The following is a 21,387-nucleotide window of genomic DNA, read 5'->3' as shown; positions in this document are numbered from 1 at the left end:
TGCTCTGTGCGTACCCCTGGAGAGACCGTGACCGTGTTCCCGCCGAGGACTGCCGTCCTGACCGGCATCCTCGCCCTCGCCGCCGCACCCGCCCTAAGTGCCTGCAGCGCGGCCCCCGACGAGTCGAGCACCGCCGGCGGAAAGAGCAGCGCGGCCACCGCGACCACGGCCGAGGCCCTCGGCGGCATCGACGCCCTGGCCAAGGAAGCCAAGAAGGAGGGCACGCTGCATGCGATCGCGCTGCCCCGCACCTGGGCCAACTACGGCGCCCTGATCGACGGCTTCAAGAAGAAGTACGGCATCAAGGTCGAGGTCGAGAACCCGAACGGCGCCAGCCAGGACGAAATCAGCGCAGTCACCTCGCGCAAGGGCAAGGACAACGCGCCCGACGTCCTCGACCTCGGCAGCTCCTTCGCGCAGAGCGCCGCCCAGGAGGGGCTGCTCGCGCCGTACATGGTCGCCGGTTTCGCCGACATCCCCGATGTCCAGAGGGACTCGATCGGCCGCTGGGCAAACGACTACGGCGGCTACATCTCCTTCGGCTGCGATGCCAGACGGGTGCAGACCTGCCCGACCAGCTTCAAGGATCTCCTCAAACCGCAGTACAAGGGGCAGATCGCACTCAACGGAAACCCCACCAAGTCCGGTTCGGCCTTCGGTGCCGTGTACGCGGCCGCCCTTGCCAACGGTGGGTCCTTCGATGACATCCAGCCCGGCCTGGACTTCTTCGCCAAGCTGAAGAAGAGCGCCAACTACACGCCCGTCGAATCCACCCCGGCCACCATCGAAAAGGGCAAGACGCCGATCAGCATCGACTGGGACTACCTCAACGCGGGGTACACCGACGAGTTCAAGTCCAAGGGCCTCGACTGGACGGTCGTGGTCCCCTCGGACGGCAAGTTCTCCCAGTACTACTCGCAGGCCATCAACAAGGACGCGCCGCACCCCGCGGCCGCGCGCCTGTGGCTGGAGTACCTCTACAGCACCGAGGGCCAGAACCTCCGACTCAAGGGTTACGCCCGTCCGGCTCTGATGACCGCCATGAAGAAGGCCGGCACGCTCGACAGGGCCGCGGCGGCGAAGCTGCCGAAGGTCTCCGGCACGCCGAGCTTCCCGACCGAGACGCAGCAGAGCGACGCCAAGGTCGTCATCACCGAGAGCTGGGGCACGGCCACTTCCGGCTGACCGCGACCCGCATCCGGACCGACGTGGTGCCCGCCGCTTCCTCCCAGCGGCGGCACCGCGCGACCCTGTCGCCCACCTCCCCGACGATCCGGGTGCTCATCGCCGACGAGCAGAGGCTGGTGCCTGCCCCTTTCTCGCTGCGCGGTGGACTGCGGCAGCTGGGAATCCGCTGATCTTCTGATCTCCCCTTCGGGTGGCCGTCCGCCCGCTCGTGCACCTGGCGCCCCCTCCCCCACCCGCAGCTGCGTTGATGCCTGTCCGCCGGCACCGAGGCCCGGCAGGCGAACCGGCCGCAAGCCCTCGGGCGCCCAAACCCCGGACACTCAAACCCCCGGACACCCAAACCCCCTCCGTTTGCGCCGAGTTCGGGTCGTGCGCGGCACCACGATGTGTGGCGCGGAGAAAAGGATCTGTGGTGGATGGCGGCGAAAACCGCGGAATATCCGCTTCCGGGGAGCGTCCCGACCGCCGCACAAGGACGATCAACGCCGTTGAACTCTGCACTTCGGTACGGGAGTTGTTCCACCCTGGCCCGAACATGCGGGCCGACTTGATGCTCCGTTCGTCCCTGCCAGCATGGGGCGGCGCGTGCCGATCGTCGGCACGCCGGCTCCTGCCCTCCGCGGCGGCCGCGCCCCGGAGGGGAGCCGAGGCCCCACCAGAGGAGTGGAAAATGTCGCGTCCCACCCGGCGCCAGGTGCTGCACGGCAGTGCCGCATCACTCGCAGGCGTGGTGCTGGCCGCACCGGTCGCCCACGCCAACGGCACCGTCGCACGATCCGCCGAGCGCGCCGCCACACGATCCGCCGACGGCCACGGACACCCGGCGGCAGGCGGGCACTCCGGCAACGGTCACGACATGCCCGAGCCCGAGCCGTTCGACGAGATGTACCAGGGCCGCCACATAGCGGGCTGGCCGGCGGATTCGGGCGATTCGCCCGGCGGCCAAGCAGGCCACGGAAAGCGAGCACAGCGGCTCGCCGGCCCGCATGACGGCATGGACTTCGTCGTCCGCATCGACAACGACGACCTCCATGTGATGCGGAACGCGGACGGCACCTGGATCAGCCTGGTGAACCACTACGAGAAGTTCAGCACCCCGCACGCCCTGGCGCGCGCCGCCGTCCGGGGGCTCCAGGGCGCCGACCTGGTCCCCGTCATCACCGGCTGAGGCCCGACCCTGCCCGTCCCCCCACCGAGGAGCCCTCGACATGGCAGTCAGGAAGAACCAGGCGAACCTCACCGCCACCGAGAAGCGGAACTTCGTCGACGCGGTGCTGGAGCTCAAGCGCGCCGGCCGTTACGACGAATTCATCAGCACCCACAACGCGTTCATCATCGGCGATACCGACGACGGGGAGCGGACCGGCCACCGGTCGCCGTCCTTCCTCCCCTGGCACCGGAGGTTCCTGCTGCAGTTCGAGCAGGCGCTGCAGAGCATCACCCCATCGGTCACCCTGCCCTACTGGGACTGGACCGTCGACCGCAGCCCGCGCAGTTCCCTGTGGGCCGACGACTTCCTCGGAGGTGACGGGCGCAGCGGCGACGGCCGGGTGACCTCGGGCCCGTTCGCCTTCAGTGGCGGCAGGTGGCCGATGAACCTCAGGGTGGACGGCCGGACGTTCCTGCGCCGCTCGCTCGGCACCGCCGTGCGCGATCTGCCGACCCGGGCCGAGGTCGACCGGGTGCTCGCCATGAACGTCTATGACGCGCCCCCGTGGAACAGCGCCTCCGACGGCTTCCGCAACAACATCGAGGGCTGGCGCGGTCCCAACCTGCACAACCGGGTGCACGTCTGGGTCGGCGGCCAGATGACCACCGGCGCCTCCCCCAACGACCCGGTCTTCTGGCTGCACCACTGCTTCATCGACAAGCTCTGGGCCGACTGGCAGAAGCTGCACCCCACCTCGGGCTATCTCCCGACCGGCGACACCCCCGACGTCGTCGACCTGCACGACACGATGAAGCCGTGGAACGACGTGACGCCGGCGGACCTCCTGGACCACACCAAGTTTTACACCTATGCATGACAGGTACCTGACATTTCGCTCGGAACCTGACCGCCGGCCCCACCCTCCCAGGCACGCCGGCACAACGCTCCGCCCGTGCGGCCTCCCCAACGGCCGCCCGGGCGGAGTGTGCGGCCAGAAGAGGACCCCGGCCCTGTTCCCCTCAACTCCTGGTCTGCGTCAGGCCCCGTGACCGCGCAGGGCATCGAGAATCAGACGTCGTCGACGAACGAGTGGTACAACGTGTACCGCTTGAAGCTGACATCACCGGCGGTGGCGGCTTCATGAGACGAGGCGTCGGTCCATTCTGCGCCGACGATCGCACGCTCGCCCTCTGTCGCAAGGTGGACGTGCGCCGCGAGCAAACCCGGCGCCGGCACGCCCGTCGCCTCCACATCGCCCGCCGCCATCGTGCTGACCACGAAGACGCCGGCTGGTCGTTCCGCGTCGTGAACGACGCTGTGATGCAGGCGAGTTCGGATCAGCCCGGGGCGTTCGATACCCGGCACGAGCGTGTCCACACGGCTGACGACGTCGGCGCGGCGAGCACGAGCCCATGCCAGGTGCGCTGCATCGCTGGTCCACTGCGCATGGAAGAGGAGACCGGCCCCATCCATGGAGAGGTAAACGTGCTGTGCCAGGCGACCGGACGGTGTCGCGGCTGCCGCCCACTCATCCATCAGAGCGTCAGCGGCCGCACGCGAACGCTCGGCAGTACCAGTAAGCCACTCACTCCACAACGCTGTTCCTGCAGCAGGGCACACGAGATCCAGGAATCGATTCATGGACATGGACTCTCATTCATCAACTGCGGTTGAGGTCAAGCGCCAAGCCCCAAGCCCCAGCCCGCCGCGAGGTGCCCGGTCACCACCAAGTTGCCGTCGGAGGTGCGCCGCGCGAGGTTGCCGCCGCGGAAGTAGCCGTCAGTGACAGCCTCGGCGCGCCATGGCGGTGACTCCCGGCCCTTGTCCGCGCGTCGCGTCACATTTCCGGTGGCCGTGCCGTCCTACTGCTCAGACGCCGTTGAGCAGTAGGACGGCACGGCGAGGGCACAGACCAGAGGAGAGAAACGCATGTCGGCAGCCGGGGCAACAAGCAACACAGCGACGCTCAACCGCTTCCACTCCGCCGTGAACAGCGGAGACCTTGAAGTCATCTCGAAGGCCATCGACGAGTTCGTCGCACCGGACCTGGTCTTCCATGCGCCGGTACCGATGGGCGCGACGGGAGCGGAGGCCCTGAAGCGGGTGTGGGAGGTGCTGCTGCACGCATTCCCCGACCTCCACGTCACCGTTGAGGAGACGATCGCGGAGGGCGACAAGGTCGTCTCCAGGAACACGGTGACCGGGACCCACCGGGGCGAGTACCAGGGCCTGCCGCCCACCGGAAAGACCGTCAGCTACAGCGAGATCTTCATCCTCCGCTTCGCCGGCGGGCGGATCGTCGAGATCCGGGGCATCGTCGACGTCCTCGCGCAACTGCGCCAGCTCGGCGCCCTCCCGTCCTGACCGGGCCCGACGCAAGGGGCGTCTCGCGATCCGCGGCAGCCGCTGTCGTTCGGACGTTCCGGGCAAGCGGCCTAGCCGCGGGGGCTGCTGATGCGTTCGGGTTGGATCACATAGATCACCCGGACCTGGTCGCGGCCGCCGAACCAGGGGTAGGGCCCACCGAGGTACTTCTGCGCGAGCGCCTCGATGTGGTCGACCGCTCCCTCGGTGGTCACCCGCAGCACCCGACCGCGGATCTGGACGTAGGCGGAAGGGTCCGAGGGGTCGGCGACCGCGACGGCCACCCGCGGGTCCCGCGCGATGTTCCGCGTCTTTTGATGCGTCTCGACGCTGTTGATCAGGACGTGCTCGCCGTCGGTGTCGACCCAGGTCTGGGTGAGCTGGGGCGAGCCGTCGGGCATCGTCGTGGCGAGGTAGCAGGTGCTGGGGCGGCGCAGCAGCGCCACTACGTCCTCGCCGAGGGGTACGGGCACGGGGGCTCTCCAGGGATCGGTTCGTGGATCGGTTCGGTGGACGGGTTCCGTGGATCCGTTCCGTGGATCCTTCGGTGGGGTGCGGGGCCACGGTAGCCGCGGTGGGAACCCGGCCCTCCCCCGCCCCGGGTTCCGCGTGCCTGGATTGCCCACCGCCTCAGCTCCTTCGAGGCGTCCGGCCGGGGCCGGGAGTCAGGACGACGCGGGTGCGAGCGACGTGGCCTCCCAGGCGAAGCCGTCCGGGTCGGTGAACGGCCCGGCGTTGCCTGCGAGAACGATCCGGTGCGATCCGCTGCCGTCGGCGGGAACGCCTACGTCCTTGGCCAGGGCGCGGCGCTTGTACAGGGCCAGCTTGAGGGGGCTGGACCCCTCGGCGGCGAATTCGACGTACTTGCCGCCGAAGCTCTTCGCCACGGCCAGGCCTTGGCCGACGTAGAACTGCTTGCTCGCCTTGACGTCCTCGACCCCCAACAGGAGCACGATCTCGTCGATGTCCCGGGTGGCCGGGCCGGTGTCCTTCTTGGCGGAGGTCGCGACCTTCCAGATCGTCCCGTCCGGGGCCTGTACGACACCGCCGTAGCCCCAGAGCGACTTCGCGGCCGGCTTCAGCGACGTGGCGCCGGCGTCAAGGGCAGCGTTGACGAGACTGTCGACGTCGGCCGGCTGGGACACCGTGAGCGCCAGCGTGAATCCGCGGAAGCCGGTGCTGGGTGCCTGGGATGACCGCAGACGAATCTGCGCGTCCAAGCCGAAGGCGGCGGTGTAGAAGCGGTGGGCGGCCTTGGGGTCGGCCACCTCAAGGGTGAGGGATTCGATGGTTGCCATGGCCCTCACGCTAGGCGCGGCCCGATGACCGGCGCTTCTTGATTCCTGACCGGTCTCCGGTCAGCAAAGCCAGGGCGGATGGATCAGCCCCCTGGGGCCCGAGGATGTCCCGGCCGGCCGGCCGGCGAGTGGCCGACCGGGCGGGACATCGGGCTCAGGCGAGGTCGAACCGGTCGAGAGTCATCACCTTGTCCCAGGCAGCCACGAAGTCGCGCACGAACTTCTCCCCCGCGTCCTGGGACGCGTAGACCTCGGAGACGGCGCGGAGCTGGGAGTGCGAACCGAAGATGAGGTCGACGGCGGTGGCCGTCCACTTGACCTCGCCCGTGGTGCGATCCCGACCCTCGAATACGTTCTCAGCGGAGTTCGATGCCTTCCACTCCGTTCCCATGTCGAGCAGGTTGACGAAGAAATCGGTGGTCAGGGCCTCCGGCCGGTGGGTGAGGACACCGTGCGGGGATCGCTTGAAGCCGGTGTTCAGGGCCCGCATGCCGCCGACCAGAACCGTCATCTCGGGAGCGGTCAGGGTCAACAGGTTGGCGCGGTCCAGGAGGAGGGTCTCCGGCGACAACTTCTCTCCCGCCCGCAGGTAGTTGCGGAAGCCGTCCGCCCTGGGTTCGAGCACGGCGAACGACTCGACGTCGGTCTGCTCCTGCGAGGCGTCCGTACGTCCCGGTGCGAACGGGACGGTGATCTCGTGCCCCGCGTTCTTGGCGGCCTGCTCGACGGCCGCGCACCCGCCCAGGATGATCAAGTCGGCCAGCGAGACCCTCACTCCGCCGGTCCGGGAGCCGTTGAAGTCCTGCTGGATCCGCTCAAGGGTCTGCAGCACCTCGGCCACCTCGGGCAGGTCGTTGACCTCCCAGTCCTTTTGCGGCGCCAGTCGGATCCGTGCCCCGTTGGCCCCGCCACGCTTGTCGGTGCCGCGGAAGCTTGCCGCTGACGCCCAGGCAGTCGTGACCAGCTGGGAGATGGACAGTCCTGAGGTGAGGATCCTGGCCTTGAGGTCGGCGATGTCCGCGTCCGCGATCAGTTCGTGATCGACCTCAGGAACGGGGTCCTGCCACAGCTGCGGTTCGGGAATCCACGGGCCGAGGTAGCGCGAGACGGGTCCCATGTCGCGGTGCAGCAGTTTGTACCAGGCCTTGGCGAATGCGACCGCGAGCTTGTCCGGGTTCTCGTGGTAGCTCTTCGTGATCGGCCCGTAGACCGGATCCAGCTTCAGCGCGAGGTCCGTCGTCAGCATCATGGGAGCGTGCCGCTTCGACGGATCATGCGCATCAGGCACGGCGTCCTTGGCCGACGGATCCGTGGGGGTCCACTGATGCGCGCCGGCGGGGCTCCTCGTCAGCTCCCAGTCGTACTTGAACAGGTTGTCCAAGTATCCGTGGTCCCACTTCGTCGGCTCCGTGGTCCATGCGCCCTCAAGTCCGCTGGTCAGCGCGTCGGAGCCGGTGCCGCTCCCGTAGGTGTTCCGCCAGCCGAGGCCCTGCTGTTCGAGGGGACAGGCCTCGGGTTCCGGCCCGATGTACGAGGGATCGACCGCGCCATGGCATTTGCCGAACGTGTGGCCGCCGACGATGAGCGCAACCGTCTCCTCGTCATTCATCGCCATGCGCCCGAACGTCTCGCGGATGTCCCTGGCCGCAGCCATCGGATCCGGGTTGCCGTTGGGCCCCTCCGGATTTACGTAGATCAGTCCCATCTGCACGGCACCGAAGGGGCCGGCGAGTTCCCTGTCCCCGCTGTAGCGCTCGTCTCCGAGCCAGGTGTCCTCGGGCCCCCAGAAGATCTCCTCGGGTTCCCAGATGTCCTCGCGCCCGAAGCCGAATCCGAACGTCTTGAATCCCATCGATTCCATGGCGCAGTTACCGGCGAAGACCAGGAGGTCCGCCCAGGAGATTTTCCGGCCGTACTTCTGCTTGACCGGCCAGAGCAATCGGCGTGCCTTGTCGAGGCTCGCGTTGTCGGGCCAACTGTTGAGTGGGGCGAAGCGCTGAGCGCCGGCGCCGCCACCACCCCGGCCGTCGGCGATGCGGTACGTTCCCGCGGCATGCCAGCTCATCCGGATGAAGAGCGGCCCGTAGTGACCGTAGTCGGCAGGCCACCAGTCCTGTGACGTCGTCATCACCTCGAAGACGTCCTGCTTCAGCGCGTCGAGGTCGAGGGTGGCGAACTCTTCCGCGTAGTTGAAGTCCTCGCCCATCGGGTTGGCCTGGGGCGAGTGCTGGTGGAGAACCTGAAGGTCCAGCTGATTCGGCCACCAGTCCCGGTTCGTCCTGGGCCGGGTCGGCGTGGGGGCCGGGGAGGGGATTACTGGGTTCTCACTTTCGCTGCCGGACACGTCCGTCCTTCTTCCTGTATCGGGTTCCTTCTGTTGGTTGTTGCTTGGCTGCGACGCCGGCAGTGCCTGATCGTTCGTGCCTGATCGGCGGGTCCTGACCGGCGGGTCCTGCCGGATCCAGCGCCTGAGGTCGTTACGGCTGGAATGGACAGTCCGGGAGTGGACGATCCGCTGTCCCGCCGGCCGGCCCCGGCCGCTGACTAACCGGACTGACCGGACTGACCGGACTGACTGGGCTGACCCGGACGTGCACATGGCAATCCGTCCCCTGCCTTCCACTGCAGGGAACTCGGTGCGGGCGGGGAGCCCGAAGGCTAGCTAGCCTGCGCCGTCGGGTCGCTTGCCTTGCCTGGTCCGCGCCCCCTCGACGCCTGACCGCGCCCGCTGCGCTTCCCGCCTTGTCTCCGACCCCAGGCGATCGCCCCGTCTGGCGTCGTCAGCCATCCGGTCCACGGCGCGTTCCGTGCGTGGGCCTTGATCCGTCACGCCTGGTCTCGCCCGGCCCGACTGGGCACTCATGACATGCTCCTTCCGGGAGGATGCCGGCATCCGGCCCATTCAGACTCGCACGCGCACGGACACTGCGCCTCTTCACAGCCGCTTCCTGGCTCACGGAGACAGAACCTGGGTGTTCCGCCGCGCGCAGCCGGTCGGACCGGTGCGCACCGGATGTCGATGGGGCCCGACAGCACGACGGTGGCAGGGCCAGGGTGCGCCAAGGAGCAGCGCCGGGCGGACAGGGGACAGATGGGCGAAGCCGGGCAGGCCGGGGAGGGCGGGCGCAAACCGGGCGGACCCGGCGTCGCATGAGCGGCCTGTGTGTTCAGCGCCTCAATGGGCGCCCAAAGGGTTGACGCGTCAGTAAGTGGAATCCAGAATCCCGCTTACTGTTCGACATTGCCGAACAGGGGACACAGTTGTCGCCCGCGCCGAAGGGGCCGAGCCGCCGCATCCAGGCTCCCGTGCGCGGTCGGCACCCGGTGGCCACGCGGGTCTCGCCTGCGCGGTCCGCGAAAGGAACGGCATGCGTCTGAGGACCCTCCCCCTGGCCCTGATGGTGGCCACCTGCGCCTTCTTCGGTTTCACCGCCGGCCCCGCCCAGGCCGACAGCGTCTCGCCGCCCGGCGCGAACGACTGGACGTGCAAGCCGTCCGCCGCGCACCCCTATCCCGTCGTGTTGGTCCACGGCACCTTCGAGAACATGGCCAAGAACTGGTCGGTCCTGTCGCCGCAGATCAAGGACGCCGGGTACTGCGTCTTCGCACTCGACTACGGCAACCAGGCCACCGCCCACATCGCCGATTCGGCCCGGGAACTCGACACGTTCGTCGACTCGGTACTCGGCGCGACCGGCGCCAAGAAGGTCGATCTGGTCGGTCACAGTCAGGGCGGCATGATGCCCCGCTACTACCTCGACTTCCTCGGCGGCGCGACCAAGGTCGACGAACTGGTGGGAATCGTGCCCTCGAACCACGGCACGACCAACCCGCTGACCATCCCCACCGGGTTTGCCGGCTGCGACGCCTGCACCGACCAGATGGTCGGCTCGCCGTTCCTGACGAACCTCAACGCGAAGGGCGACACGGTCGCGGGCCCCGACTACACGGTGATCACCACCAAGCACGACGAGGTCGTGACCCCGTACACCAGCGCCTTCCTCAGCGGGCCGGCGAAGCAGGTCACCAACGTCACGCTCCAGGACCGCTGCCCCCTGGACGCCTTCGAGCACGACCAGAGCCCGAACGATCCGGTCGTCGCCCAGTGGGTGCTCAACGCACTCGGCCGCACCGGCCCCGCGGACCCCGCCTTCGTGCCCCGCTGCGTCTGACCGGTTTGCGCGCGTAGGGCTCCGGGCGGTACGGGCCGCCCGGAGCCCTCGTCAGTCAATCGGGGCCTGGACGAGGCTCCGGCTCCGGATGAGGAGGGTGCGGCGGCGGGGGAACAGGCTCGGGTCCGGGCGGTACGGGCCCCGGCCCCGGCTCCGGCGGACTGGGCGGAGGACCAGGGGTGGGCGGGGCCGGCTCCGGATGGAGGGGCCCTGGCGGCCCGGGCGGCTGCGGAACAGTCATCACAGGACAGGTCCTTTCCGAATGTCCTTTCCGTAGGTCCCTTCTCACTCTGACCCCCGCCTGAGACCGGAGCAAACGGCACCGGAGCCGCGGCCTCCCAGGGCCCGCCCGCACCCGTACCGGTACCCGCCCTCCGCAGCACTTCGCCCCGCCGGCCAGGCCGACGGGGCGAACCCACGTGCTCCGTGTCCGTCAGCCGACCGGCACGGTCATGGCACGTATCTCGCTGTACGGCGAGTAGTTCCCGGCCGCGTCGTACGTACGGGCCCGGTACTCATAGGTGCGCCCGTCGGCGGGCAGCGGGTCGCAGACGGTTACGTAGGCCGGGTCGTGGCGCGGGTCGTAGCCCTGGTGCGTGGCGACGGACCAGGCGTCCGTCCCCGCCGCGCGGCGCTCGATCTCGAAGCCGGTGAAGTCGCGGATCGGGGCCGGCGTGTAGTCGTTCGCGGTCGCCCGTATGCCACCCTCACAGGAGCCGATGAGGAGTTCGGGGGCGTTGGCGGGGGCGATGCCGTCGGGGATGTTGAGCCAGAGCTCGTTGGTCGCGTAGGCGTTGAGGGCATCACCGCTGTACGTGGTGGTGCCGCCGTCGTTGGTGACGAGGACACGGTAGTGGCGGGTCTCGCCGTCGGCGACGATCGGAGCGGTGGTCCAGGTGTTGCCGGTGGTGGTGCCCAGCGGGACCCACTTCCAGTAGCCGTCCACCTTGTCGTTGCTCAGGACCGTGTAGTGGTCGAACTGCGGCTCGGTGTTCAGCGGCCACTTCAGGGTGACCTTGCCGGTCGCCTTGTCGTAGGTGCCGGTCAGGGAGGTGACGATCGGCAGCGGGCGGACGATGGTGTCCGTGCTGCCCGACGAGGTGTTGCCCGCCTTGTCCGTGGCGCGCACCTCGTAGTAGTAGGGCGTGCGGTCGTCGGGGTTCACGAGGGGGTCGGTGTAGCTGCGGGCGGTGGTCGTGGTGACCTTCGTCCAGGTGCTGGAGCCGACGGGCCGACGGTAGAGGGAGTAACTCGCCAGGTCCATCTCCTTGTTGGCGGACCAGGAGACGGTCGTCTTGCGGGTCGTGGTGTTGTAGGAAGTCTTCACACCGGTGGGGGCGAGCGGCTTCGTCTCGTCGTACGTGGCCGACGTCCGGGGCGTGTACGTGAATGCGACCTTCGCGGCGCCCGACCAGTTCACGTAGTCGACTCGGAGGGTGTGCTTGCCGGACGGGACGTCGAAGCCGAGGTACGTGGAGCGGGCGGTGTCACCGGTGGCGTACCACAGGTCGATCTGGCGGACGCCGTCCAGGTAGACGCGGGCGCCATCAGTGGCGGAGACGGTGAACATGAAAGGGCCGCCGGAGCCGAAGTCGCGGGTCACCGACCAGCGGACGCCGAAGTTGTTCGACGGCACGCCGGAGGCCGGGCTGCCGGACCAGTTCTGGCTGATGGTGCCGTCGCAGTCGGTCTTCACCGGGGAGCCGGAGAACGAGGTGTTGTGGTAAAACGTCCGCTTGTAGACGTTGGTCGAGCAGGTGACGTCGGCGGCTGCTGCCTGTGGGGCTGCGGCCAGCAGGCTGCCGAGGATGACGGCGCACATGGCACCACCTGTCCGGGCGGCCACGAGTCTCTTCTGGTGCACGGGGACCTTTCACGCTGTGCGGGGTAAGACGTACGGCGTGGAGACCCGTGAGGTGGGAAGAAGGTTGCACAGCGCGCCCGATATGTGAAGGGGCCCGGCAGCGATCGCCACTCCGCTGGTCAACCGGGTCTTGTCCCCTCTCTCCTCCCGGATCCTCCACCCGCTCCCTCCCCCGGATCCCTCCCCCGGCTCTCTCCCTCGTTCCTCTCGCTCGTTCCTACTGGCAGCTCTACGTGCGCCGCTCATAGCGTGAGCGCGCGAGGTGATGGGCCGTGTGCAGCAACTCACGGGTCGCCACCTCGGTACGCGGGCCTGGGTTCACCACTGCCAGCCAGCCGACGGTGCCGTAGACGGGGTGCGCGATCACGGTGTCGGCGGTGCTGGGGTCGACCTCGGTGGGGGCTGGTTCGCGTGGCGCGTGGCCGGTCCACCGGATGAACGCCTCTTTCCCGGCAGAGATGTTCACGCGGAAGGTGTCCGGGCGGTCCAGACGTGATGCCTCGTCGCCGGGGTAGTTCTTGATCACGATCGTCGCGAACGGTTGGGCCGCCGTCGGGGTGACGCCCTCAGGTGCGTAGTAGAAGAACGTGTCGCCCCAGCCGATTTCCGGTGAGCCGTCGCCGGGTGCGGGCCTGAGGGTCAGGACGCCGTCGAGGCCGTCCACGAAGCCGATGATCTCGTCCATGGTCATGTGCTCTAGCGTTGCATTGAAGTGCTTGTGGAGACTTCGAGGCTGCTATGGAGGGACTTCACGATGCCAGGTCTCAAATCGGGGGCCATGCGCACCATCGACGTCGCACGGCGTGCCGGGTGCTCCGTGCAACAGGTGCGCAATCTTGAGCACGCCGGTGTACTTCCGTCGGCGACGCGCACGGCAGCCGGCTACCGGATCTATACGGAGATACATCTGCAGTCCGCCCTGGCCTACCGGGCGCTGGCAGCAGGAGCGGGTCCGACCGAGGCCAAGGAGATCGTGCGGGCCGTCCACCAGTCGGCCACCTGGCAGGTGGCGCTTGCTCTGCTCGACGCAGCGCACGCCCGGCTCGACACGGAGCGCGGGCAACTGAGGCAGGCCAAGCAGGCAGCCCAGGCAATCTCCGGTGAGCCGATCGAAGATGTACGCGCGTCGGACGCGATGAGCATCTCCGAACTCGCCGCCGCCTTGGACGTACGTCCTTCGACGTTGCGGCACTGGCACAGCGAGGAGCTCGTCGTCCCCGACCGCGACCCGGTACGAGGCACGCGGCTATACACACCAAGCCAGGTGCGAGACGCGCGGATCGTTCACCAACTACGTAAGGCCGGATACCGCATCGCACCTCTTCGAACCCTCATGCCGGAGATGCGGTGCGCCCGACGGTCGGAGGAGGTCACCGCCGCGCTGGCTGCCAGGGACGCCGGCATCGCGGCACGCTCCAAAGCCCTCCTGGACGGAGCCGCCGCACTCAGTGCGGTGCTCGCGCTGGCCGCCGGTTGACTTGACACCTGCTTACCGTCGTGGCAGCCCCAGTTGCGGGCGGCGAGCGGCGGGTGTCTCCTGAAGTTGTGAGGGGCGGTTCGGGACTCGGGACGCTTTCGCTTGTCCCTGCCTCCGTCCCTGCCTCTGTCGCTATCTCTGTGCACTGCCTTGCGCCGCTGCCGTCCGCAGGGTCAAAAGGCCTCCGGACGGGCGTACTTCCGGATCCAGGTCACCGAGTAGGTGAGATGACGACCATGAACATCACGGTGACACAAACCAATCCTCCCGCCCTGACGCTTCCGCACGTCGTGACCAATCCGGTGATCAAACCCGTGATGCAGGGTGACTTCCTGGAAGAGATACAGCTGACCTCGACGATCCACGAATTCCTGTTCAAGGTCACCAAGGACAGCCAGGTGTTCTGGGTGGGTGTCGCAGTACCGTTCGGCACCACCGACTTCTCCCGTATACAGGTCTTCTTCCATCCGACAGTGGTCCAGCTCCGGCCCCCGCCGCAGCCCCCGCTCATCCACGCCACGGAAGCCGATTACCCCACCTTCACCGGCGGCTGGTCCGGCAGCCTGCAGCGGTACATCGCGCTGCAGGGCAGCCAGTTGGCGTCTGTCCGGCGGATTCCGCTGCTGGTCCCGTTCACCACCATGGCCGCGCTCGGCGTCGACCCTCAGCAGAACATGTTCTCCATCGACCCGGTCGCGACCCTCAGCAACATCACGGCGGCCACCCAGGCCGCGTTCGTCCCGTTCCTCCCGCCGTCGAATCTCACGGACGTCGGCGTCACCTCCTTCAGCTCCGGCATCCTGGCGATGCGGAAGTTCATCGCCGCGATGAAACCCTCGGGACTCATACGCGAAGTCATCGACTTCGACAGCCCCTTCATCCTCACCGAACCCGCGGAACTGACGCCCTCACCCGGCGCCGTGTCCAGCTGCTACACCCAGCGGTTCCGGCAGAACCCGCCCGCGGGCTACCGGTTCCTGCCGGCGAACAGCTTCTCGCAGGTGCCGAGCTTCCCCAACTCCGACGCCGGCGCGCATGCGCACGCCTGTATCGGCTTCATGATGTACCACACAGCCATGATCACCAGCAGCGTCGCCGCATTCTCGGACACCCCGATACCCCACTAGGTGTGCCGTTCGGAGAGGTTGGTGACACCACCGCGACGGGGCCATTGCCTCGGGGCGGAACGCCCAGTCGGCCGGTCGGACCAGTCAGCCGGTCCGGTCGAATCATGGCAGGAAGGTCACCTCCGGGAAGGCTCGGGACGGGCCGTCGAGCAGGTGCCCGCGTCGGTGCCGCAGGTGCAGGTCGAAGAACGCGAGCGGGTAGGCCTGCTGGATGCGTACCGCCCGGGCCGGGGCGAGGGTGCCGATCAAGGCGCGCAGCTGCTGGTCAGTCATCTTCACCACCTTCGCCAGCTGTGGGAACAGCACCTGGTTGTCGCCGTAGGACGAGTGGACGGCGCCCTCCGCCTGTATGTTGAGCCGCCACCCGCGCAGGTGCGTCCAGAACTCGGCGACACCGGGCTCCTGGGCTCGGGTGAACCGGGCGGTCATCATCATGAACGGCCGGTCGAGGTCGCCGGTGACAGCGGGCAGCATGGGGCCGTCGAGGCTCAGCCCGGCCCGGACGCGCCGGTCGTCGAGCATGACGCGGGCGGTCGCCGTCCCTCCCTTCGACCAGCCGAACATGCCGATGCGCCGCGGGTCGATCGCGCTGGTCAAGCCCTCCGGCAGCGACCGGCCGTCGGCGTCGGGGTTGCGTCCGGCGGCGAGCTTCTCGACGCAGTCGAGGACGAACCGGATGTCGGCGGCGAAGTCCGCCGGCCCCATCGCGCGATCCGGGTCCGGGGCGAGGACCCGCCCGTCCGGGAACTCGGTGAAGGCGTCGTAGGTATGGTCCACCGTCACCACCACGTAGCCGTGGCTGGCGAGTTCCTGCACCATGAGGGTGTGGTCGGCGCGGTGACTGTGCGCCCCGTGCGAGTACACGACGACGGGCAGCAGCTTGCGGCCGCTCCGCCGCACCGGGGCACTCTGGTGACCGGCGGTGAGCGGCACCTGTACGGCGTCGGCGGGGAAGTCCGCGGATGTGAGCAGCCCCCGCAGATTGGCGGGGGACATCCACGGCGCCAGGGGGTGCCGTCCGACGTCCCGGGCGGGGTACCAGACACTCGCCATCAGCTCCCGATGACGCCCCGGGCCCGCCACGGGGTCTGGACGGGCGGCGTCGACGAGGTGCAGTGCGACCGTGCCCACCGGGTACGGCCCGGTCGGCGAGGGCAGGGTGAGCTGCAGCGGGGCCGGTGCGCCCGAGGCTGCCCGAGCCGTCCCGGCGAGGCCGAGCGGCACGGCCGCACCCACCGCCAGCGCGGCTCCCAGCAGGCGACGGCGCGTCAAGGTGTCTGGACTGGTGAACGGTGTGGTGGTCACGGCCCCTCCCTGGGTGTTCTGACGGATTCGAGCTCAACTGACGGGCAGTCAGCTGTGCTCGCGGTCGCGCATCGGTGCGCGATGCCGAAGATCCGTGTGCATGAAAGGAACGTTGTCACCCGCCCCGACCGAGCCGCATCAGCCCATGGGTTGCAATCCCTCACCGCCATCAACCCACGGGTTGACATCCGTAGATCGACCCGGACCGCCCTCCGGCCTCCGAGGGCCGCGCCTATGATCGGCTCGACCCTCGGAGGTCGAAGGGGGCAAGGCACCATGGACGAAGACGACGACGGGTCGCTGCGCGAGATCGGCTGGGGCCGGGATCTGCCCCTGCGCTTCGCGCTCGTCAGCGAGGAGTGGGACGGGGAGCAGACGGTGTGGGCGCGGTGCGTCGACGCCGACGGGCTGTTCATGGACCGGGCGGCGTTCCGGGAGCAACTGACCCTCCTCGGCTGCGCGCCCACCGGCCGGCTCCTCAAGGCCGCCGAGCGGTGCGCGACGCACGCCCCTGTTCCCTTCGGTGAGTTGCACCTCATCGTGAACGACTTGGACGCCGAGGATCCGTACACCGATGACTACTTCGGGTTCGACGACGCCGTCGTCATCGACAGCAGGCCCAGTGCGGCGGACCCCACGCTGCTGGACCTCGTCGTCGAGTGCGTGGTCACCGAGGCACCGCCCTCGTACCGCAAGGAGCCCGCGAGGACGGACGTCGTCCTCCTGAACGGCACCAGCGGCAGCGCGATCGGGCGCTGTCGGCGGGTGGGCGGCCTGTACGGCGACCGGCCGGACCCCGCTCGCCAACCGGTACGGCTCCTCGGCTGCGAGCCCTCGCCGAACCTGCTGCGCCGACTGGTCCACCCCCGTCACGGCGGGGGCGATCACCTGCAGCTCTGGCTCCTGGACCGGACGGGCCGGCCGACTCCGGTCCAGGAGCACATCACCGTGGACGTCGACGAATGCCGCCCCTCCATGCTGGGCGGTGCGCTGATCGACGTGACGCTCAAGGGCGGGCTCTTCCGCCGCATGCCCTCCCCGCCCGCGGCCCGGCCCGTCTGGGACGCCTGGCGCGAGGGTCCGCCCCGCGCACGTAACGGATGGGCGCGTTTCCCGACCGACGGGCGCAGCGAGTGGCTACGGTTCGCGGAGGTGTGCCTGGGCCCCGAAGAGCCCGGCGCGGTGTGCGAGTTGGACGGGCGGTACGCCACGGACATCACGGGCCTGCACTGCGCGATCGGTGAGGCGGTCGGCGGCCCGGGATTCCGATGGCACCAGTGTTGGAACGCGTTGCGCGGCTGCCAGTGCGGCGGCGAGGCGGCCCGCGCGCCCTTCACGCTCGTCTGGCACGACGCGGACGTGGCCCGGCAGGCCCTGGCGGGCGTCAGCGTGGACGCGAACGGCGAGCTGAGCTACTTCGAAGCGGTGGTGCCGTTCCTGGAGCGGATGGGCGTCACCGTGGTGCTGCGCTAGGCCGTCCCACAAGAGGTTGGGGGCCGTTCGTGGTGCGTCGGCATGAGGTGCTTCATCGTTCCGGCCGTGGCATTGAAGGCGGAAGGAGCCGGTCGGTCATCGACGCTGCTCCGGGGTGGGTGGCAGGTGGAGTTCGGCGATGGCTCCGCCGTCGGGGGCGTTGGCGAAGCGGAGGGTGGCACCGAGCACCTGGGCCTGGCCGGCGGCGATGGTCAGGCCCAGGCCGTGACCGGTCCGCTTGCCGGCGTCAGACCCGCCCGACTGGCTCCGAAAGCGCTGGGGGCCCTGGTCGAGGAGGTAGGCGGGGTAGCCGTCGCCGTGGTCCCGCACGGTGATGACGGGGGCGTCGACGGTGACCACGACGGGCGGGCAGCCGTGTTTGTGGGCGTTGGCGACCAGGTTTCCCAACACGCGTTCCAGCCTGCGCCGGTCGGTCTCGACCTGGTCGTCCGCCACTACGCGGATCTCCGTCGTCGTTCCGGTGGCCCGTACCGCCCGTTCGGCCAGGGGGCCCAGTTGGTGGATGTCGAGGTCGGCGCTCTCGACCCGGGCGTCGAGCCGGGAGATCTCCAGCAGGTCCTCGGTGAGCCTGCGCAGGGCCCGGACGCGGTCGCGCACCATCTCGGTCGGGCGGCCGGGCGGCAGCAGCTCGGCCGCGGAGTGCAGGCCGGCGAGCGGGGTGCGCAGCTCGTGGGAGACATCGGCGGTGAAGCGCTGTTCGCTGTGCAGCCGGGTCTGGAGGCTGGCTGCCATCGCGTCGAGCGCGGTCGCCACGGCGGCGGCCTCGTCCTGGGCCCGGTCGGGGCGCCGGGCGCGGGGGTCGTTCACGCGGGCGTCGAGATCGCCGGTGCTGATGCGTCGGGCGACGCGGGCGGTGTGGTGCAGTCTGCGGGTGATGCGGGAGACCGAGATCAGTCCCGCTGCCAGGGTGAGGGCGATCGCGGCGGCGGAGGAGCCGATGATGGCCCCGTCCAGGCCGCGGAGGGAGGCTGCCTGTTCGCTGTAGTCGAGCCGTAGCGCGAGCACCTTCCCCCCGGCGACGGGCGTGGCGGCCCACATCACGGGACGGCCCTGGTGCGTGGCGAGCTGGGTACCGCGCTCGTGCCGCCGGACGGTCATCTCGCGCAGCGGCGCGGGGAGGTCGGGCGGGCTCACCGAAACGTTGCGGTCCAGGGGGTCCCCGGCGACGTACACGGCTTTACTGCGGTCCAGTTCGGCCAGTGCCGTGTGGCGCGCACGGTCCTGGGTCTGCCGGTCGACCAGGACGTGCACCAGGATGCCGAGCACCGAGGCGAGCAGGCAGCACATGACGGTGATGAAGACGGCGGCCTTCCAGTAGAGCGTCGCCGTCCAGGCATGCAGCCATCGCGGCGGACGCGGTCGGCGAGTGCGCACCACTCACCTGCCCGAAGGAGTAGGAGAGGCCGGGGCCCGTCGGCCGTAGCCGACGTCCTGGATCGTCATGACCTGGTGCCGCGCATCCCACGCGTAGACGGTGCGGCTCTCGTATCCGGGCGCGTCGCCGGGCTCGTGGATGACCAGCTTGTGGTCGGCGACCTCCACCGATTGTGGGGAACTGGTGGAACCGAGGATCGAGGTCACGACCCCGTTCTTGAGCGTGTAGGCGTAGATGATCAGGAGGTTGCTTCCGCTGCGGACCCCGACGATCAGCTCGTCCTTCCCGTCGCCGGTGAGGTCGTGGTACTCGGGGGCCCGCACAGGACAGGAGCCCGAACCCGGCCTGCCGGCGCAGGCGCGGATGGTGCGTTCCTCTCCCTCGTCGAAGACCGGCTGGTCGCGGCGCTTGTCCGCGTCGATCTGGGCCAGGAGTACGGAGCCGGCGGACACCTTCCGGATGTCCCCGGACGGCACCCGCGGCACCGCGGTCAGCGGCTGCGGTTTCTCCTGGCCTCCGGTGGCCGGCGAAGCCGCGGGGGCGGGCTTGCTGCCGGGCCAGAGTTCTGCCGGACCGGTGACGGGAGCGGCATGCCCGGCGCTCTTGGGCGCACTGGCCTGCCCACAGCCACCCAGCAGCACCACACCGGCCGCCGCCACGCTCGCCAGCGCCAGCATCCGTACCACGGGAAGAGGCCGACGCAGGCCGCGCACAGGGGAGAAGGCGCTGGTCCGGGAGGGGCCGGAAGGCGCAGTGGCTGAGGGCTGAGTCAAACGTTCTCTCCGCGTGGCGCTGCGACGATCCGACAAGTCCGGAAACCGTAACCCATCAGTCGCGCGACAGGTCGTGTCCCGTCACGCCGTGCCCCACTCCCTTCAACCTTCCCGGTTCTCTACGGCTGGTCGAGGAGCCGGTTGACGGCCCGGCGGGTGCGGGCGGCAGCCGTGGCGTCGGCGAAGAGCTGGATTTCCTGGTTCAGGGCCAGGTAGAGCGCCACCATCTCGTACACGACCTGATCCGGGTCGGTGTCCGGGGGCAGATCGCCCGCCGCGACGGCCGTGCGTACTTCGGCGGCGAGGCGGTGGCGCCAGATGCGCAACAGGCGGGCCACGGCGTCGCGGACGGGGCCGCCACGGGCATCGAACTCGGTGGAGGCGGTGGTGAAGAAACAACCACCGGGGAAGATGTCGCGCCCGGTCTCCAGGTAGGCGATCCAGGTGTCGCGGACGGCCCTCAGGCGGGGCAGGCCCGGCTTCTCGTGCGCCACGGGCTCCCAGACCAATCGCGAGAAGGCCGCGGCGGCACCTTGCAGGGTCGCGAGCTGGAGCGCCTCCTTGGTGCCGAAGTGCCCGAGCACACCGGCCTTGCTCATCTGGAGGTCGGCGGCGAGACGTCCGATGGTGAGCCCTTCGAGGCCTTCGACCGAGGCGAGTGCGATGCCGCGCTCCACGATGCGCTCCCGGGTCCTGCGGGCTTCGATACGGGAGTTGCGAGGGCTCATGGCGTCAGTGTACCGAGCCGCCCAACCTTTAGCTTCCGACCGATCGGTTGCTATATTCCGGGAGCCCCGTCGCCGAGCCGAGGAGATCACCTGTGCGTTCCACCGTGCCGGGAAGCCGCATCACCGCCATGGGCCACTACCAGCCGAGGCGAGTCCTGACCAACGACGACCTGTCCGCCCTGGTCGACACCAACGACGAGTGGATCCGGCGCCGTACCGGCATCGCCACCCGCCGAATCGCCGCCTCGGACGAATCAGTCACCGACATGGCCGCGACGGCCGCCGGCAAGGCGCTGGCCGCGTCCGGGCTGGAGCCCTCCGACATCGGCCTGATCACGGTGGCGACGTGCACCGCGATCGACCGCTGCCCCTCCATCGCCGCCCAGGTCGCGGCACGTCTGGGCCTGCCTTCCCCGGTGGCCTTCGACCTCAACAACGGTTGCGCGGGCTTCTGCACCGCGCTCGCCTGCGCCGACCACACGATCCGCGCGGGCGCCGCCCGGCATGCCCTGGTCATCGGCGCCGAGAAGATGTCCGACGTCACCGACTGGACCGACCGCCGCAGCTGTGTCCTGCTCGGCGACGGGGCGGGCGCCGCCGTGCTCAGCGCCACCGACACCGCCGGCATCGGCCCGGTCGTCTGGGGCTCCGACCCCAGCCGAGGCGATGCGGTCCGCCTCGTCGACGACTGGCACCCCCACTTCGCCCAGGAAGGCCAGACGGTCTTCCGCTGGGCCACCGGCGAACTCCCCGCCATCGCCCGGGAGGCCTGCGCACGTGCCGGCCTGGCCCTGACCGATTTGGCGGGTGTCGTCACCCACCAGGCCAATCTGCGCATCATCGACGCCGTCATACGCCAACTCGACCTCCCCGGGAGCACGGTGGTCGCCCACGACGTCGTGGAGTCCGGGAACACCTCCGCCGCGTCCGTCCCGCTCGCCCTGTCCAAGCTCACCGAACGCGGCGAGCTCTCCCCCGGCGCCCCGGTCCTGCTGCTGGCCTTCGGCGGCGGTCTGTCCTGGGCCGGGCAGGTCGTCACATGCCCCTGAATCCGAGCACCACAGCGACGGCA

The 21,387-nt window shown here is 69.3% G+C and carries 20 protein-coding genes; 10 read left to right on the top strand and 10 right to left on the bottom strand.

Annotated features, from left to right (window positions below; all coding sequences use genetic code 11):
- Window positions 1-27 precede the first annotated feature (27 nt).
- The 4 genes from ACGF4C_RS13770 (at window position 28) to ACGF4C_RS13755 (ending at window position 3,215) form a co-directional block, all read left to right on the top strand.
- Complete coding sequence (locus ACGF4C_RS13770) at window positions 28-1,185, top strand: ABC transporter substrate-binding protein (RefSeq protein WP_393566052.1); 1,158 nt, start codon at window positions 28-30, stop codon at window positions 1,183-1,185.
- A gap of 23 nt (window positions 1,186-1,208) precedes the next feature.
- Window positions 1,209-1,358 carry a hypothetical protein gene (locus ACGF4C_RS13765; protein ID WP_393566050.1) on the top strand — a complete coding sequence of 50 codons (150 nt, stop codon included), beginning with the start codon at window positions 1,209-1,211 and terminating at the stop codon, window positions 1,356-1,358.
- A gap of 500 nt (window positions 1,359-1,858) precedes the next feature.
- A complete protein-coding gene (locus tag ACGF4C_RS13760) occupies window positions 1,859-2,356 on the top strand; it encodes a tyrosinase family oxidase copper chaperone (RefSeq protein ID WP_393566049.1) in 498 nt (165 codons plus the stop codon).
- A gap of 40 nt (window positions 2,357-2,396) precedes the next feature.
- Entirely contained in the window at window positions 2,397-3,215 is an 819-nt protein-coding gene (locus ACGF4C_RS13755) for a tyrosinase family protein (protein ID WP_393566047.1), read from the top strand.
- A 191-nt stretch (window positions 3,216-3,406) separates the two neighbouring features.
- On the opposite strand, the gene ACGF4C_RS13750 is transcribed toward ACGF4C_RS13755, so the two are convergent.
- Window positions 3,407-3,979, bottom strand: a complete 573-nt coding sequence (locus ACGF4C_RS13750; protein WP_393566045.1) for an antibiotic biosynthesis monooxygenase — start codon at window positions 3,977-3,979, stop codon at window positions 3,407-3,409.
- Between the two features lie 288 nt (window positions 3,980-4,267).
- On the opposite strand from ACGF4C_RS13750, the gene ACGF4C_RS13745 reads away from it, so the two are divergent.
- Window positions 4,268-4,702 carry an ester cyclase gene (locus ACGF4C_RS13745; RefSeq protein ID WP_393566044.1) on the top strand — a complete coding sequence of 145 codons (435 nt, stop codon included), beginning with the start codon at window positions 4,268-4,270 and terminating at the stop codon, window positions 4,700-4,702.
- A 71-nt stretch (window positions 4,703-4,773) separates the two neighbouring features.
- Here ACGF4C_RS13745 and ACGF4C_RS13740 read toward each other — a convergent pair whose 3' ends face one another.
- The 3 genes from ACGF4C_RS13740 to katG form a co-directional block, all read right to left on the bottom strand.
- Entirely contained in the window at window positions 4,774-5,175 is a 402-nt protein-coding gene (locus ACGF4C_RS13740) for a PPOX class F420-dependent oxidoreductase (RefSeq protein ID WP_107052616.1), read from the bottom strand.
- Between the two features lie 192 nt (window positions 5,176-5,367).
- On the bottom strand, window positions 5,368-6,000 hold the full coding sequence (locus ACGF4C_RS13735; RefSeq protein WP_393566042.1) for a glyoxalase: 633 nt from the start codon (window positions 5,998-6,000) through the stop codon (window positions 5,368-5,370).
- 154 nt (window positions 6,001-6,154) lie between these two features.
- On the bottom strand, window positions 6,155-8,344 hold the full coding sequence (katG, locus tag ACGF4C_RS13730) for a catalase/peroxidase HPI (protein WP_393566040.1): 2,190 nt from the start codon (window positions 8,342-8,344) through the stop codon (window positions 6,155-6,157).
- A gap of 1,024 nt (window positions 8,345-9,368) precedes the next feature.
- On the opposite strand from katG, the gene ACGF4C_RS13725 reads away from it, so the two are divergent.
- Entirely contained in the window at window positions 9,369-10,172 is an 804-nt protein-coding gene (locus ACGF4C_RS13725; protein WP_393566038.1) for an alpha/beta fold hydrolase, read from the top strand.
- A 433-nt stretch (window positions 10,173-10,605) separates the two neighbouring features.
- On the opposite strand, the gene ACGF4C_RS13720 is transcribed toward ACGF4C_RS13725, so the two are convergent.
- Window positions 10,606-11,994, bottom strand: a complete 1,389-nt coding sequence (locus ACGF4C_RS13720) for a PA14 domain-containing protein (protein WP_393566036.1) — start codon at window positions 11,992-11,994, stop codon at window positions 10,606-10,608.
- Between the two features lie 271 nt (window positions 11,995-12,265).
- The gene (locus tag ACGF4C_RS13715; RefSeq protein ID WP_393566034.1) at window positions 12,266-12,727 is read right to left on the bottom strand and encodes a DUF6194 family protein; all 462 of its coding nucleotides are present in this window, start codon (window positions 12,725-12,727) and stop codon (window positions 12,266-12,268) included.
- Window positions 12,728-12,814: 87 nt separating this feature from the next.
- Between ACGF4C_RS13715 and ACGF4C_RS13710 the strand changes: the two genes are divergently transcribed.
- Entirely contained in the window at window positions 12,815-13,513 is a 699-nt protein-coding gene (locus tag ACGF4C_RS13710; protein WP_393566033.1) for a MerR family transcriptional regulator, read from the top strand.
- 227 nt (window positions 13,514-13,740) lie between these two features.
- On the top strand, window positions 13,741-14,640 hold the full coding sequence (locus ACGF4C_RS13705; protein ID WP_393566032.1) for a hypothetical protein: 900 nt from the start codon (window positions 13,741-13,743) through the stop codon (window positions 14,638-14,640).
- A gap of 102 nt (window positions 14,641-14,742) precedes the next feature.
- Here the strand turns inward: ACGF4C_RS13705 and ACGF4C_RS13700 are convergent, their stop codons facing one another.
- Window positions 14,743-15,945 (bottom strand): alpha/beta hydrolase family protein, encoded by a 1,203-nt coding sequence (locus ACGF4C_RS13700; RefSeq protein ID WP_393566030.1) that lies wholly within the window; start codon window positions 15,943-15,945, stop codon window positions 14,743-14,745.
- Window positions 15,946-16,221: 276 nt separating this feature from the next.
- On the opposite strand from ACGF4C_RS13700, the gene ACGF4C_RS13695 reads away from it, so the two are divergent.
- A complete protein-coding gene (locus tag ACGF4C_RS13695) occupies window positions 16,222-17,418 on the top strand; it encodes a hypothetical protein (RefSeq protein ID WP_393566028.1) in 1,197 nt (398 codons plus the stop codon).
- A 96-nt stretch (window positions 17,419-17,514) separates the two neighbouring features.
- Here ACGF4C_RS13695 and ACGF4C_RS13690 read toward each other — a convergent pair whose 3' ends face one another.
- The 3 genes from ACGF4C_RS13690 to ACGF4C_RS13680 all read right to left on the bottom strand — a co-directional run bounded on the left by ACGF4C_RS13690 (window position 17,515) and on the right by ACGF4C_RS13680 (window position 20,315).
- Window positions 17,515-18,813 (bottom strand): ATP-binding protein, encoded by a 1,299-nt coding sequence (locus ACGF4C_RS13690; protein WP_393566026.1) that lies wholly within the window; start codon window positions 18,811-18,813, stop codon window positions 17,515-17,517.
- A gap of 3 nt (window positions 18,814-18,816) precedes the next feature.
- Complete coding sequence (locus ACGF4C_RS13685) at window positions 18,817-19,491, bottom strand: hypothetical protein (RefSeq protein WP_393566024.1); 675 nt, start codon at window positions 19,489-19,491, stop codon at window positions 18,817-18,819.
- A 215-nt stretch (window positions 19,492-19,706) separates the two neighbouring features.
- Window positions 19,707-20,315, bottom strand: coding sequence for a TetR/AcrR family transcriptional regulator (locus ACGF4C_RS13680; protein ID WP_393566023.1), 609 nt, complete (start codon window positions 20,313-20,315; stop codon window positions 19,707-19,709).
- A 104-nt stretch (window positions 20,316-20,419) separates the two neighbouring features.
- On the opposite strand from ACGF4C_RS13680, the gene ACGF4C_RS13675 reads away from it, so the two are divergent.
- Window positions 20,420-21,364 carry a beta-ketoacyl-ACP synthase III gene (locus tag ACGF4C_RS13675; protein ID WP_393566311.1) on the top strand — a complete coding sequence of 315 codons (945 nt, stop codon included), beginning with the start codon at window positions 20,420-20,422 and terminating at the stop codon, window positions 21,362-21,364.
- Window positions 21,365-21,387 lie beyond the last annotated feature (23 nt).

It is taken from the genome of Streptomyces sp. NPDC048197 (assembly GCF_043202395.1).
Lineage (GTDB): Bacteria > Actinomycetota > Actinomycetes > Streptomycetales > Streptomycetaceae > Streptomyces > Streptomyces siderophoricus.
Note: the sequence above shows the minus strand (reverse complement) of the source record. Positions and strands in the feature narration are given on the sequence as shown.